Origin of the sequence: Marinobacter sediminum (genome assembly GCF_016820575.1) — a bacterium.
Classification (GTDB): domain Bacteria; phylum Pseudomonadota; class Gammaproteobacteria; order Pseudomonadales; family Oleiphilaceae; genus Marinobacter; species Marinobacter sediminum.
The window spans coordinates 33,984-49,345 of record NZ_JAEMQH010000006.1 but is presented as its reverse complement, the minus strand read 5'-3'; the positions used below and the strand labels follow the sequence as shown (position 1 = coordinate 49,345).

The following is a 15,362-nucleotide window of genomic DNA, read 5'->3' as shown; positions in this document are numbered from 1 at the left end:
AGGATTTCTTCCGACCACCAGCGGATTCCGGTAAATCATGGCAGCAACACAACAATCAACAGCTGAGCTCGGCCCAGTTTCCCCGTCCGATCAGCAACAGCAGAAGCTGTTCCGCATCTACAATCATTACCGCCTGGTCGTCAGCCTGATCCTGCTGGGGTTGTTGTTCGTCGATCCGGTCAATCTGGATTCCCGCTTCCGATTTCTGGATTACTATCAGGCGGGAGTGGCTGGCTATTTCGGGCTGAATGCCTTCGTCGCCCTGCTGATCATGGCAGGGTTTCAGCCCAGCCGACGCCACATCACCCTGTCGATCCTGCTCGATGTTCTGGTCATGCACTGGCTGTTGTTGACCAGCACAGGGATCACCAACGGGCTGGCCAACCTGGTGATCGTCTCGGTGGCGGCAGGCAACATCCTGGTTCCCACCCGCATGGGTTTTTTCTACGCAGCGCTGGCGGCCATCTGCTCGCTCGGCATTTCCGGGTGGGCGGTACTGGCACTGGAGGCCCCCGCGGATGACATTGTTCGAGCCGGCTCACTGGGCATTCTCTATTTCGCAGCGGCCTTTGTGCTGCAATCCATTTCCAAGCGTATGCGTAGCAGCGAAGCACTTGCCAGTAGCCGCGCCCAGAGCCTTGCGGAACTTGAACAGATCAACCAGCAGATCATCCAGCGCATGCGAACAGGGATCTTGTTGCTGGACCGGTCCGGCCAGATCCGGCTGGCAAACGCCGCGGCTGAAGAACTGCTGTTTGGCGAGCCCTCCGCTGACAGGGCGGCACAAACGGAGGGGGCACGCGCGCTCCCTCAGGCATTAAAACTGGGCCTTGAGTCCTGGCTTAGGGACCCGACCCGCCGCATCGAGCCATTCCGGCCATTCCAGACCTCGCCTATCCTGCAGGTCAACTTCACCCAGCTCGACCAGGAGCGGGGCGACCAGATCCTGGTGTTCATTGAAGACATGAGCAAGATCACCCAGCAGGCCCAGCAAATGAAGCTGGCTTCCCTGGGGCGCTTAACCGCAGGTATTGCCCACGAAATCCGCAACCCTCTGGGCGCGATTAGCCATGCCGCGCAGCTGATGGAAGAATCGCCATATCTGGATCAGGGCGACCTGCAGATGCTTGACATCATCCGGCGCCATTCGCGGCGCGTGAATGGCATCGTGGAAAATGTCCTGGACCTGTCACGTCGGCGCACCGCCAATGCCGATTTAATTGACGTTTCCGACTGGCTGACAGAGTTCAAAGCGGATTACCTGCAAACCCAGGAAGAATCAGCCGGCTCAATTATTGACCTGAGTCTCGCGCCCAACGTACCGCCCGCCCGTTTCGACAAAAGCCAAATCGAACAGGTGCTGGTTAACCTGTGCGACAACGGCCTGCGCTACAGTCAGCAACAGACCGGCCAACGCCGGATCGAAATTCGCGCAGGCGCGACCGTCGATGGTGAACGAGCCTATCTGGATGTGCGTGACTCCGGCCCGGGCATATCGCAGGAATACCAGGGATCGGTTTTTGAGCCGTTCTTTACCACCGACAAAAGCGGCACCGGCCTCGGCCTTTATCTGGCCCGGGAACTGTGCGAGGCTAATCAGGCCCACCTGTCACTGGTGGACGACAATCAGCCCGGCTGCTGCTTTCGCATCACTTTTGCGCACCCCGGGCGGCTGATTTAATACGGCGCCTGCGGATAATGCGCGCCTGCACAACAACAGGGAAACGACACACGACGATGACCACTCACACCGCGCTGATTGTTGACGACGAACCAGACATTCGGGATCTGCTGGAAATCACCCTGACCCGCATGGGTATCAAGGCACAGACCGCTTCGGACCTGACCAGCGCGCGAAAACTGCTGGATGAGCACAACTTTCACCTGTGCCTTACGGACATGAACCTTCCAGACGGAAATGGCATTGAACTGGTGCAGTGGATTCAGCAGCACGCGCCCGCCACCCCGGTTGCGGTCATTACCGCTTACGGCAATATGGATACGGCCATTCAGTCCCTGAAAGCCGGCGCGTTCGACTTCGTCTCCAAGCCGGTGGAACTTCCCCGTCTGCGGGAACTGGTAAACAGCGCCCTGCGACTATCTCAGCCCAAACGCGAACAGAACGACGGCGACGACGAACCCGGTTTGCTGCTAGGCAACTCGCCCCAGATCAAGAAATTGCGCAACCAAACCCGCAAGCTGGCCCGAAGCCAGGCGCCCGTATTCATCAGCGGTGAATCCGGCAGCGGTAAAGAGCTGGTCGCCCGAATGATTCATCTGCAGGGGCCGCGGCGTGAGGGCCCCTTTATCGCGGTCAACTGTGGTGCGATTCCATCAGAGCTGATGGAGAGTGAGTTTTTTGGGCACAAGAAGGGTAGTTTTACTGGCGCCATCGAAAACAAGGACGGTCTGTTCCGGTCCGCCAACGGGGGCACTCTATTCCTGGACGAAGTTGCAGACCTTCCCTTGGCGATGCAGGTCAAGCTGCTCCGTGCAATACAGGAAAAGGCGGTCAGACCCGTAGGTGACACCAAAGAGGTAGCGGTGGATATCCGGGTACTGAGTGCTACCCACAAAAACCTGCCAGACCTGGTGCAAGAAGGTAGCTTCCGCCAGGACCTGTATTACCGAATCAACGTTATTGAACTGGTAGTCCCGCCGCTTCGGGATCGAGCCGATGACATTGCCCTGCTTTCCAGCCACATCCTGGAGCGGATTGCTCGGGAGTACGAGTGCAGTCCCGCCAGTCTGACCAAGGCGGCGTTGCACCACCTTCAGGGCTATGACTTTCCAGGCAACGTGCGGGAACTTGAGAACATCCTGGAGCGAGCGTTCACTTTGTGTGACGGCGATGCCATCGATGCAAACGACCTGCACCTTGGCAATGGCGCTCAGCCCTCTACCCAGAGCTCGAATAACGATCCTGGATTAGTGGGCGACGGCAGCGTTTCGGTGCCGGAAGGCGAGATTGATCTGGAAGGCTATCTTGAAACGATTGAACGACAGACGATTGAGAAAGCGCTGGAGGCTACTCGCTGGAACAAGACGGCGGCAGCGAAGCGGTTGGGAATAAGCTTTCGGGCGTTGAGATATCGGTTGAAAAAATTGGGAATGGAGTAAGTCAATGGCTTGGATGGGGAGCAGGACACGGAAATAAGGGCACTGGTTTCTTATTGTAGCGCTTCAGTCCCACAGGAAGTGGGATACCTACGATAACGGCCATAAAGACAAGGATGTCATGGAAAAAGTCAAAGACTCTCTTGGCGGTTTTACCCTGCCTGAACTGATCATAACCACTGCCATTCTCGCCATCATTTTGGGTATTGCTACCCCAAGCTGGCAAAGATGGACAGAAAACTCTGCCCAACGGACCTTAATCAATGAGTACCACACCCTCTTTTCCTTCGCTCGATGGTCTGCAGCAAGTCACCGAAGATTAGTCACCGTGTGCCCACTATCCACGCAGAACAGGTGCGTTGATGATTGGCAAAGGCCCATTTCAGTATTCTTTGATTCAAACAATGACAAGCAACCCGACGACAACCGGATCTTGCGGAAAGTTGCCCTGAAGAGCGCCCTTTTCAATACGACGTCTAGAACCGGTGGTAAGGGGTATTTTCAGTTCAATCCCAACGGAATGATACACGGAGCAACGGGGAGTTTAATTTTATGCCCCAGCAGAACAGAAGGAACACGAATGAGCTACATGGCTATCAACAAAGGTGGGCGGTTCAGGGTAGAGCATGACAACGATGAGGATCGGATTATCAAGCTGCCGTGGGGACCAATGATCACCTGTAGCCCTTAGCCAAACAAAAAACGCCAGGCCCGCTAGGCCTGGCGTCATAACAACAACTAATTTAACTTTCCCAAGTATTTTCTGCGGCAGAAAACCCACCACTGTTGTCCTGATCCCATCGCCGTACACCAGTGGAATCCAACTCCAAGATACCATCACTCGCCTGCACACCCTTTGGGGTAGCGCGCAAAGTGAAGGAATCCCCATCCGCTGCCTGGATAGTTAGGTCATAATATTTTTGATTACCATCCAGCGGCGCTTCATCTGGGTAAATGGAGGGGGCACCAGTATCAGCGCCTCCAGCCCCGGCGCCTTCGTAGGAACTGTTCGCCGCGTAATGCCTTTCCATTGCCGCCGATAGCCCCATCAAAGCGCCGGTCGCATCTGAACGCCGGGCTCGATCCACATAGTCGGTATAATTCGGATAGGCTATAGCTGCAATGATTCCGATAATTGCAACAACGATCATCAACTCGATGAGAGTAAAGCCTGCCGACGTTCCATTTCTTCCCATCAAAGCATTAATCCTCGTACCAGTAGGTTTCAACGACGCCCTTCAGGGAGTTAACGGTCTTACACTCAGCCCCGACACAAACTACGTCAGTATCGTCAACGCGCATACGCTGAGGATCGGGCGGCAAACCAATCGTGCTCAAAGCAACGACCCGGTCAGGACGCGTCAATTCAGTATCTTTTCCAATACCGTCATAGTTGTAAACTGCCGCCGCGTTCAGAACATTGATGTGATAAAGCCGGGACTTACCTGCTGCTGGCACACAAACGTTCGTGCTCGGCGTCGGCTCATACGTTGTGATAAACGTTTCACCATTAATCGTTTGACTGGTCGACAGAACCTTTTCACCGTCATTGGTTAAGCGTATGTACCACCCATTTTTGGTTCCAATAGCTGCTGCCGCCTCATTTTGTTCCTCGGCTGTTCCCTGTTGCACGAGATTTTCAGTGGCGTCGTAAAGGTCGGATTCACCCATCGCGGTGTATAAGACATTGCCTTGATCATCAAGAGGCGGCTGAGTTACCTCTGGAATCCGAATCATATAGATACGATCTTCGATGTCGTCATTCAGTGGGTGGGCCTGATACCCAGAGCCGATTACCAAACCAAGATTGCGGGCACCACCAAACTTGATACCAAACAAATCAGGTGCGTGGAAAAAACGGCGTGCATTTGCAGCACTGCCATTTGAAGCAAACTCTGCAATGCGCCCCCCGGTTACCAGACCCGAGGCGCGAACTCTGGTGTTTGCATCGTTAGTGATGTCGAACCGGAAGATCTGGCCACCCATGTCGCCCACGTATATCTGGTTCGCAAAACCGTCACCAGTGATGTCCAAAACCTTCGGTGCTGACGGAATACTGTACTTCAAATCCGCCACTTCCAAGTCAGCGCCGCTGTTGGCAGGGCCAGCCCACCAAAGGCGCTCTCCAGTACTTGCATCGACCATATAGAGGGCTCGACCGATATCGTCTACGGTGCGTGTCGTTGCGTTATCCTGATCCACGTCATACCCGCCCCCGAAGATCAGGACTTCCCGGACCGTTTTTTCCAGAACGACTTTGGTTTTGACAGGCTTGGACCAGGTTTGTCCAAGCTCAGCAAAATCACCGCTACCTCCCTGAATGGACCACTGGAATTGCGGAGAGTCTGGATCGGTGACATTCAGGGCATAGTAATTGGAGCCACCGCGACGCATGCCGGTGTAGATGTAGGCAAAATCACCATCACCAGCAACAATATTGCCATCGAGGTTGTCGTCCTTCACCCAACTGACCACCGCTCCGTCTATACCATATACCTTTTCCCCTCCCGCAGCGTTAGCCTGGAGTGTGCTCTGGTTAACAAGCAGGTCTTTGGGCATGAAGGAGAAGTGGGTAGCTCCCGTTTCTCCATCAATGCCATGTATGAACCCCTGGTTATCCCCAAAGAAAACGGAGGTGTTGGGCGATTCTTCGCTGCCACCATAGACAATCAGGTGGGGTACGGAATGTAAGGGGTCCGCCAGGAACTTACGCGAGTCCGACCTTGAACCGTCAGTGTCGCCGTCGGTAAGATCCATGCCGCGAGTCCAGTTAATCAAGGCCTCCCGGGCGGCGTCACTCATACTCGCATCGCCAAGCATCGCTTTGGTGATTCCATTGTTGGAGGTCACCAAGGCATTGGAGACGTGAGTTAAGTCAGCCTTATTAGCGCTCAGATTTGAGAAAACCTTTCGATCCGCATTAGCATCCTCGTGTTGAGAGGAGACGCCACTGGCGGTTACATCTCGACCATCCTGGATGCCACCCCACCAACTTTGCGCTCCTTCTTTGAAGAAACCAGTGTCAGGATCCACCGCGGCTCTGCCAGCGGCATCTACGACCACCGCTTCTTTGATACCAGTGGATTCATTCTCCTGAATAGCCAATTTGTAGCGCTTTAGATTGCCCGACCAACGAGGGCCATTAGCGGGCTGGAACAACGAGAAGTACAGAGCATCAAGGTGATTCAAGCGGTCAAAGGTGTTCACCGCAATACCCGGAGCCGAGTAGGTAGCCGAGGTCGCGAGGATATCTGTGTAGATGTTCTTAAACGCTTCTTTAAGTGAATCAGCATCGTTCGCCAGCAGGTATTTGCCGCCCCCATTTTCGGCGGTATTCGACAATAACGTCTGGTCCGTTGCGAATCCCACCGTATACGTCCGAATCGCCTGAGGGCCTCGCTGCTCCGAACTCATGTCGTTGTTGAACATATGAAGGGAAATCTCATCAAGACAGTTCCCTGTGCAAGCTCCGACAGTCTCCTCAATAGTTTCGTTGTGGTTCGTGTCCCTGGTTGGCTGGCCGTCCGTTAACAAAACAATGTTGCTTGGCTGGCATTCGTACTCGATGGGGCTGTTATATCTGCTGCCGCTCATGACCCCGTCGACATTGGAGTCGCGAATGAACTTAGAGCCTCCTTGGAAGTACTTCATGGCCTCAAAGGTGGTTTCAGCAAGTGGCGTATTGCCCCCAGCTTCGAGGTTATTGATGCTGGTTTTGAGCGACGATCGCACTGAGTCTATGTCTTTGACAGCCGACAAAAAATAGCCGCCCTCGTTGCCGCCGAAATACATCGCGCCAACGTTAACATCCTCCATGGTGTCCAAGAGGTCGCTCATGACGTCCTGCATGACCTCCAAGCGGGACTCATCATCGCTTACCTCCGTCCCCATGCTGCCCGACTTATCCAGTATAAAGAGGATGTTGGGCTGCACTACGCCGCCTGTGTCAGTGAAAAAGATCTCGGTATCGTCGGCCGCGGCATGGAAAGTCGCCAGGCTAAAAACCATCGAAAGCAATGAGCAGCTTAATTTCCGTAGTGAAGAGTTCATTCGGCGTTCTCCTCATCCTGCGCGTAGAACATGACTGAGGTGGCGAATCCGTTGCGTGAATCGACCATAACGGTTCCGGGCTTTCCAGAGTAGTGACGGTAGCTGTTAGCACTAACCTCTTCTCGGCCAACTCGGACGCGAAAATCCCGAGCGGGGAGGAAACGGGGCGATGCACATAATTCACACCCCTCGGTTACAACCTGAACCACTTCCGCAGATGAATTCGTTACCAACTCTATTGTTGACGCTTCGAACCCATTGATCGGGCTGTCAATTACACGGGCACCTGACTCGTCTGATTGAGCCGTCATGGCCAAACCCCAGAAACCCAATATGATTGGAATTAATCGCACTAACTTAACCATTCTCGCCTCCTCAGCCAGCACTTAACTGACTCTCAGTAATACTCTATACCTGTAAAAACGGTAGATGCCGCACCGGTTCCGTCCATAGTTGCAGTACCGCGCAGTTCGTAACGAAACCCTTTCAAAAGCGTCGAGCTTTCATTTGCATCCATGGAGCTGCCACTGGTGATGATTACTTCTCCCAGGTATTCGGCCTGGTAGGTCGCAGTGATTCCGTTGGCCGCATCCGCAGTGAACGTTTTCACGCTACTTTTATCATTGGCATCTTTCATCGACTCCCTCAACAGCGTCAGGTCGTCGGCGTATAATTCGTCAGCCAATGCTCTTACCGAGCTCTCTGCCGCCTGAAACGCACGATTCGAGTTCTGAGCGTTCACGGCCATTCTTTCTTGGAGCACCGAGGTATTCATCCCAGCAATGCCGACCAGTGTCAGAACCAGCAGTATGATGAGGCTAACGATCAAGACAGCGCCCCGCTGTCGATGGGCTAGACTCGGAAATTGGATCTGATTCATTATCAATTCACCTCTCTGAAACGGCACTTAATCCCGATTCCTAAGCATCACGGTCGATGTGAACGACCGCCGCAAACGGTTGTCCTCTGGATGTGTTACAGCACCAGCGCCCGCGCCAGTTACCGCCTCAACAACCTCACCCGGCAGTGCATAATCCGCCAGGTCTGCATCATCTCTTACCGCATCAGCGTCACTCAGCAACATACCCAGGCGTATGGCAACCACATTAGCCATATTCCCAACGTTGTCCGCCGTCCGGTAGCGAATATTGTTGGTAGCTAATAACTCTCCATATTCGATTTGAAGACTCTCCACCCCTTCTACCAGTTCATCGATTTGAAATACCGGCGCTCCAGCGTTGGCCAAGGTATTGTTGGCCCGATACAGGGCCCTGATATCGTTACCTTGAGCATCGTCGCGGCCGGTATCCGCAACAAAGTAGACAGAAGAGTTAAACTGGAAGACGCGGGCTGATTCGTTGTAAGCCTGACTCAGGCGGTTGCTGGAATTAACGTTTTGGGCATGGGCCCAAGTACCCGAACTCGGGTTACTCGAAATCCTAAACAAATCCGCACTTTCGCAATCGGAAATGAGCACGATGCCATTCTGACTAAACCTGTCTGTGTCGGTTCCACTGACTTGAATGTTGGCGTTGGTGGCTGACATATTCCCAGTCACCTCAAGATCGACGGTTTCTCCGCGCTGAACAGCGACAACATCACTACCAATAAGTGCATTGGCCTCGATAGGAGTCCCATCAAACTCGGTTCCGTCCGCCCAGTTAGCCGCGGTTACCTCCCACCCTCGCAAGTTGGTCGCAAAAAAGTCATTGGTAGGAGGATTGTCGGCAATAATATTCATGGTCACGTCATCTGGATCAGCACAGCCTTGAAAACCGACCATCCTCATATCTCTTGCCATGATTTCAGTGGCAATTCGGCCGCCTTCTTGTATACGGGCAAGAGAGGAGCTCATGCGCGATGTTTGGTTCGAATCCAGATAGACAGTAAAAATGCCCAATATCAAAGACGCACTAAGCGCCAACGCAATCATCAACTCGACCAAAGACAGGCCAGCCTGAGGCGCATGATATCTATGCATGATGGATTTCTTGATTCCTATCATCGAACACCTCATAACGAGAACCGAAGCGCATAAACGCTATCACCGGCAATCTGCTCACCCGCATCACCCTCACGTTCGATCTCATCCCACTGGATTGAGACGGTAAAGGTACCAGTGGCGCCATCGAATTGAATGGTTCCAACGCCGCCTGGCAACATTGCCATGTCGCTACCGAAACTCTGAATCTGTCGAGCCCACTCCGCTTTATCGAGGTCTGCCTGTTGAGCAGAGCTACAGCCTCCTGCCTCTGTAGCGCAGGCAGGCAGATCTGTGCTCGCTCCTTCAGTTGTAAAGCCCGAGTAGGAGCCACCCACTGCCTCGTCGCGATTGGCTCTCATTCGATCAGCAATGTCATAGGCCAGTATGCTTGCTTGAGTCCTCAGGTATGCTCCCTGGTTATTGCGCATTCCCTCGACCAACAAGCCAGCCAAGCCAAGTAGACCAATTGCGAGGATAAACAGAGTGACCAAAATCTCGATCAAGGTGAAGCCACGCTGATCCCGGCCGGAGCTATTGATCAAGCCCCCTTTTCGTTGTAGATGTATGGGTCTATGCATTCGTCCAACGCCTCTCAGGGGCATGTGATGTCATCATCGTTTCCATCACCGTTCGTGTCATTTCCATTCAATGGAGCCGTTCCATCCGTATTTCTTGCCAACCGGACCTGACCGGCAACACCCACCACAATCGCACGTGCCCAATCAGCCCCCCTCGAATCGCAAATCATGATTGTTCCCGCAGCAGAGCTGCCCGCAGGAGGAACCGGGAAGCCGTTACTTGCGAATTGGATGAAATTGCCTCCGTTGCTGGTCAGTCCCCTTATCCGAAAAGTGTTGTCTCCCGCTAATGGCCCACTGACCTTCAGCAACTGATCCACGCCGGCATCAATTGTTCGGTCCGCATCGACGTCTCTAAATACGACCCAACCGGTCTCCCATGTGCCTGCCCCGCTGCAGCTTGCGCTGTCAGCACTCGCACAAACCGTAACTACACCATTCTGAAGCTTTGCCGCCTCGCCCCGTGCGTAGCTGATCAAACTTGAAGCCTCGTTGATCTGAGAAGCCAGCCGATTGTTCATGACGGTTTGCTGAAAAGACGGAACCGCATAAGCAGCCACTATTGCCAACACAACAATTGTGATTATTAATTCAAGGAGGGTGAAACCACCCGATCGCTGAACGTCAGACATAGAAATTCCCTATTTCGGCATTCTTGAAGAGTATGGCGATAAAATTCGAGAAGCGAGATGGTTACGACAAACGGCAAGAAATGATTGATGGGCGGTCTAACTATGGCTCAGAGCCAAAGATGTAGGGGGGGGGGTACGTAACCAAAAAGGGCACCGAAATCGGTGCCCTAACTTAGGAAACGTCTACCGCATCGATTCTTAATTCTTTAGGCATGGAGAACACAATATTCTCTTCACGCCCCGCAATTTCCTGGGGTACGTTGCCGCCAAGCTCACGCAATCGACTGATCACATCATTCACCAGAACCTCCGGCGCAGAGGCCCCAGCCGTAACGCCCACTGAAGTTTTGCCTTCCAACCACCGAGGGTCGATCTGGCCCGCCTCGTCAATCAGATAAGCCGGCGTACCCATACGCTCCGCCAGCTCGCGCAAGCGGTTGGAGTTGGAGCTGTTCGGTGAGCCAACCACCAGCATGAGATCACAATCCCCCGCTAGCTGCTTCACCGCATCCTGCCGGTTCTGGGTGGCGTAGCAGATGTCGTCCTTGCGCGGACCTTCAATCTGCGGAAACTTGGCGCGCAGGGAATCGATCACCCGTGCGGTGTCATCCATGGAAAGCGTGGTCTGGGTCACGTAAGACAGACGGCTGGCGTCTTTGACCTCCAGCTTGGCGACGTCGGCCTCGTCTTCCACCAGGTAGATATCACCGCCGTTGCTGTGATCGTACTGCCCCATGGTGCCCTCCACTTCCGGGTGGCCATGGTGGCCTATCAGGATGCACTCGCGGCCGTCCCGGCTATAGCGCATGACCTCCATGTGCACCTTGGTCACCAGCGGACAGGTGGCATCGAACACCTTCAGGCCGCGGCGAGCCGCTTCGTTCTGAACCGCCTGGGACACTCCGTGGGCGCTGAAAATCACCAGCTTGTCGTCCGGCACCTCATCCAGCTCGTCTACGAAGACGGCACCGCGATTACGCAGGTTATCCACCACGAATTTGTTGTGGACCACTTCGTGGCGCACGTAAATGGGTGCGCCGAACACATCAAGGGCACGATTGACGATTTCGATGGCGCGGTCCACGCCGGCGCAAAAGCCACGAGGATTGGCGAGTCGGATCTGCATGCTGGGTTCCCGCTGGTAAAGAGTGAGCCGTGCCGACGTCAGTGCGTCGGTTTCGCCGGTTCGACGTCGATGATTTCAACTTCAAAGGTCAGTGTACGCCCCGCCAGCGGATGGTTGAAGTCCACTTCGACTTCGTCACCCTCGACGCGACTCACCACCCCCGGCAACTCGCTCTGACGAGCGTCCGCGAAGGAAATCATCACGCCAGGCTCGAGCACCATGTCGGCGCTGAACTCGTGGCGCTTGAAGGTTTGCAGGTTGTTCGGGTTGTGCTGTCCAAAGGCCTTCTCGGGCGGCACTTCGTAATTAGCGCGCTCCCCTGCCTTCATCCCCATCAAGTAAGTTTCGAAATTTTCCGGCAGATTGTCATCGCCGATTTCCAGCGTGGCCGGCTCTTTTTCGAAAGTGGAATCAATCACTTCTCCGTCCGGGAACTTCAATGCAAAGTGCAGTTTGACGCGGGTTCCCTTGTCTACGGGTAATTCTTTCATGAGCGTTAGTCACTCCTGTCGGCATCGCCGCCAGAGCTGGCAGGCGAGCGAAACGTATCGATGATCATCATGGCGGCACCGACGGTAATCGCCGTGTCCGCCAGGTTGAAGGCGGGGAAATGCCAGTCCTGCCAGTAAAAATGCAGGAAATCGACAACATAGCCATGAACCACACGGTCATAGACATTGCCGAGGGCGCCGCCAAGGATCAGTACGATGGCAATGGCGGTCCAGGTTTCATGTTGCTGGAGTTTTCTCAACCAGATCACCAGCACACAACTCACCACCAGCGCCAAGCCCACAAAGAACCAGCGCTGCCAGCCAGCAGCCTGCGCCAGGAAGCTGAAGGCCGCGCCGGTGTTGTGCAGCAATGTGAGATTGAACATCGGCACAACCGGCACCGGATCGCCATAGGTCAGCATGGCGGTGGCCAGGGCTTTGGTGCCCAGATCGAGCACTATCACCAGCACCGCCAGCCACAGCCATTTCATTTTTGAGCCGGTATCTGTTTCCGCCATCACAGAGTCCATCAGGCGAACGCGCGGGCTTCGCCTGGCCCTTCCAGGTTGGTCACACAGCGACCACAGAGATCGGTGTATTGGGTATTGGAACCGACGTCTTCACGGTGGTGCCAGCAGCGCTCACACTTAGCGTGCGCGGCCGGTGCTACCGCCACCCGCAGCCCCTCATAGGCCGTTAGCTCGGCTTCGCCAGCTTCTGAAGCCGGCTTCACGGTGGCCTCAGAAGTAATCAGGACAAAGCGCAGTTCTTCGCCAAGGTGCTTCAGATTAGCGGCCAGATCGCCTTCGCAGAACAGCGTCACTTCCGCACTCAACGAGCCCTTTATTTCACCACGGGCACGGGCGTCTTCGAGGCACTTGTTGACCGCCTCTTTCACGCTGAAGATTTCGCGCCAGTATTCACGGCCCAGTTCAGCGGTTTCCGGCAGTTCGGTCAGACCGTCGTACCAGGTCTCATAGAACACCGTATCGCCACGCTTACCCGGCAGGTGCTGCCAGATTTCGTCGGCGGTGAAGCTCAGGATCGGCGCAATCCAGCGCACCAGCGCCTCGGCTACGTGATAGAGCGCGGTCTGGCAGGAGCGTCGTGCCAGGCTGTCTGCCGGTGTGGTGTACTGGCGATCCTTGATGATATCCAGATAGAAACCACCCAGGGTCGACTCACAGAAGTTGTAAACCTTCTGGTAGATGCGCAGGAAGGCATAGTTCTGGTAATCCTCCTGGAGCTCGTTCTGGAGCCGCAAGGCCCGATCCACCATCCAACGGTCAAGGGCAATCATGTCTTCCGGCGCAACGGTGTGCTGTTCCGGATCGAAGCCACTGAGATTGCTGAGCAGGAAACGTGAGGTGTTGCGAATCCGGCGATAGCCATCAGCAGTCTGACGCAGGATATCCTTGGACACCGTCATCTCACCGCTGTAATCGGTCGCAGCCACCCACAAGCGCAGGATATCGGCACCCAGCTCGTTCATCACCTCCTGAGGCGCGATTACGTTACCCAGCGACTTGGACATCTTGTGTCCCTTACCGTCCACGGTGAACCCGTGGGTCAGCACCTGGCGATACGGCGCCACGCCGTTCATGGCGATGGAGGTTTTCAGGGACGACTGGAACCAGCCGCGATGCTGATCCGAACCTTCCAGGTAGATGTCCGCCGGGAACTGACCCAGCTCGTCCCGCACTCGCAGCACGGAATCGTGGGTAACTCCGGAATCAAACCAGACGTCCAAGGTGTCAGTGACCTTGTCATACTGGTCGGCGTCGTCACCCAGCAGAGACTTGGTTTCGAGGTCGTACCAGGCATCGATGCCATCCACTTCGATGTGTTTGGCCACCTTTTCGATCAGTGCCTGGGTATCCGGGTGCAGCTCCTGGGTTTCCTTATGGATAAACAGGGTGATCGGCACGCCCCAGGTACGCTGGCGCGAGATACACCAGTCCGGGGATTGCTGGAACATGGCTTCAATACGGTTCTGACCCCAGGACGGCACCCAGCGCACGCCCTTGATCGCTTCCAGCGCATCGGCCCGAAGATTCTGCTGCTCCATACTGATAAACCACTGCGGCGTGGCGCGGTAGATCAGCGGTGTCTTGGTACGCCAGCAGTGCGGGTAGCTGTGCCGGAACTTCTCGGAGCGCACCAGCTTGCCTTCGCGCGTCAGGGCGGCGCAAACCGGTTCATCGGCTTTGTAAACGTGCACGCCCGCCAGTTCGCCAGCGGCACTGGTATAGGTCCCGTCGGCCTGAACCAGGTTGATGGTGCCGATGTTATAGGCCTTACCCACTTCAAAGTCTTCCATACCGTGGTCGGGCGCGGTGTGCACCGCACCGGTACCGGCTTCGGTAGACACATGGTCACCCAGGATGACCGGGACGTGCTTGTCGTAGAACGGATGCTGCAGCGCCAGGTGCTCGAGTTCGGAACCAGTACAGGTGCCCAGTACCTCGTACTGCGCAACTTCCCAGCGACTCATCACGCCCTCGACCATATCGGCGGAAAGGATCAGACGCTCCTGCCCCTGGCCAAGATCGGCCTGGACCAGTGCATACTGAAGCTCAGCATTGAGAGATACGGCCTGGTTGGCGGGAATGGTCCAGGGCGTGGTGGTCCAGATCACCACAGAGACATCACCCTCGCCGCTGTCCGTGCCAAACGGAGCCAGAGCCTTACCTTGATCGACGGCGGTGAAACGCACATCGATCTGTGTGGACGTCTTGTCCTGGTATTCAACCTCGGCCTCTGCCAGTGCGGACTGACCCACCACACTCCAGTAGACCGGCTTGTAACCGCGTACCAGGTGGCCCTTGGCAACAATCTTGCCGAGGGCACGAACAATGCCCGCCTCCACCTTTGGATCCATGGTCAGGTAGGGCTTGTCCCACTCCCCCATGACACCCAGGCGGATGAAATCAGCCTTCTGGCCTTCAATCTGTTTGGCCGCATAGTCACGACAGGCCTGGCGGAAGGTTTTGTAATCCACTTTCACGCCGGCCTTGCCGATCTCCTGCTCGACCTTATGTTCGATTGGCAAACCATGGCAGTCCCAGCCCGGCACATAGGGGGCGTCATAACCCATGAAGCCCTGAGACTTCACGATCATGTCTTTCAGAATCTTGTTGACCGCATGACCAATGTGAATGCTGCCGTTGGCGTATGGAGGGCCATCATGAAGAACGAACTTTTCCCGCCCTTCGCGCTGCTTGCGCAGGTTGCCGTAGACATCCAGATCCTGCCAGCGTTTGAGCATCTCCGGCTCGCGCTTGGCCAGGTTGCCGCGCATAGGAAAGGCGGTTTCCGGCAGATTCAGGGTATGCTTATAGTCGCTCATGGTCTGTGTGCGTGCTCTTTTGGTCAGTTTGGGTC

The 15,362-nt window shown here is 55.2% G+C and carries 13 protein-coding genes; 3 read left to right on the top strand and 10 right to left on the bottom strand.

What is annotated here, in order from left to right:
- The first annotated feature begins 37 nt into the window (after positions 1–37).
- From FGO67_RS16800 to FGO67_RS16790, 3 genes are all read left to right on the top strand, one after another.
- On the top strand, positions 38–1,681 hold the full coding sequence (locus FGO67_RS16800) for a sensor histidine kinase (protein WP_203301801.1): 1,644 nt from the start codon (positions 38–40) through the stop codon (positions 1,679–1,681).
- 56 nt (positions 1,682–1,737) lie between these two features.
- Entirely contained in the window at positions 1,738–3,120 is a 1,383-nt protein-coding gene (locus tag FGO67_RS16795) for a sigma-54-dependent transcriptional regulator (RefSeq protein WP_203301800.1), read from the top strand.
- A 118-nt stretch (positions 3,121–3,238) separates the two neighbouring features.
- Positions 3,239–3,808, top strand: a complete 570-nt coding sequence (locus tag FGO67_RS16790) for a GspH/FimT family pseudopilin (protein WP_203301815.1) — start codon at positions 3,239–3,241, stop codon at positions 3,806–3,808.
- Between the two features lie 52 nt (positions 3,809–3,860).
- Here the strand turns inward: FGO67_RS16790 and FGO67_RS16785 are convergent, their stop codons facing one another.
- The 10 genes from FGO67_RS16785 to ileS form a co-directional block, all read right to left on the bottom strand.
- Positions 3,861–4,313 (bottom strand): type IV pilin protein, encoded by a 453-nt coding sequence (locus tag FGO67_RS16785; protein WP_203301814.1) that lies wholly within the window; start codon positions 4,311–4,313, stop codon positions 3,861–3,863.
- A gap of 7 nt (positions 4,314–4,320) precedes the next feature.
- Positions 4,321–7,167: a PilC/PilY family type IV pilus protein gene (locus FGO67_RS16780; protein WP_203301799.1), complete on the bottom strand. Its 2,847-nt coding sequence runs from the start codon at positions 7,165–7,167 to the stop codon at positions 4,321–4,323.
- A 397-nt stretch (positions 7,168–7,564) separates the two neighbouring features.
- Complete coding sequence (locus tag FGO67_RS16775) at positions 7,565–8,047, bottom strand: pilus assembly PilX family protein (protein WP_203301798.1); 483 nt, start codon at positions 8,045–8,047, stop codon at positions 7,565–7,567.
- A 27-nt stretch (positions 8,048–8,074) separates the two neighbouring features.
- The gene (locus FGO67_RS16770; RefSeq protein ID WP_203301797.1) at positions 8,075–9,172 is read right to left on the bottom strand and encodes a PilW family protein; all 1,098 of its coding nucleotides are present in this window, start codon (positions 9,170–9,172) and stop codon (positions 8,075–8,077) included.
- 8 nt (positions 9,173–9,180) lie between these two features.
- Complete coding sequence (pilV, locus tag FGO67_RS16765) at positions 9,181–9,693, bottom strand: type IV pilus modification protein PilV (RefSeq protein ID WP_238942541.1); 513 nt, start codon at positions 9,691–9,693, stop codon at positions 9,181–9,183.
- Between the two features lie 50 nt (positions 9,694–9,743).
- A complete protein-coding gene (locus tag FGO67_RS16760) occupies positions 9,744–10,361 on the bottom strand; it encodes a GspH/FimT family pseudopilin (RefSeq protein ID WP_203301795.1) in 618 nt (205 codons plus the stop codon).
- Between the two features lie 172 nt (positions 10,362–10,533).
- The gene (gene ispH / locus FGO67_RS16755) at positions 10,534–11,487 is read right to left on the bottom strand and encodes a 4-hydroxy-3-methylbut-2-enyl diphosphate reductase (RefSeq protein WP_203301794.1); all 954 of its coding nucleotides are present in this window, start codon (positions 11,485–11,487) and stop codon (positions 10,534–10,536) included.
- A gap of 38 nt (positions 11,488–11,525) precedes the next feature.
- Complete coding sequence (fkpB, locus tag FGO67_RS16750; RefSeq protein WP_203301793.1) at positions 11,526–11,978, bottom strand: FKBP-type peptidyl-prolyl cis-trans isomerase; 453 nt, start codon at positions 11,976–11,978, stop codon at positions 11,526–11,528.
- Between the two features lie 5 nt (positions 11,979–11,983).
- A complete protein-coding gene (lspA, locus tag FGO67_RS16745; protein WP_203301792.1) occupies positions 11,984–12,508 on the bottom strand; it encodes a signal peptidase II in 525 nt (174 codons plus the stop codon).
- On the bottom strand, positions 12,508–15,327 hold the full coding sequence (gene ileS, locus FGO67_RS16740; protein ID WP_203301791.1) for an isoleucine--tRNA ligase: 2,820 nt from the start codon (positions 15,325–15,327) through the stop codon (positions 12,508–12,510). Before ileS ends, lspA begins: the two co-directional genes overlap by 1 nt.
- Positions 15,328–15,362: the final 35 nt, after the last annotated feature.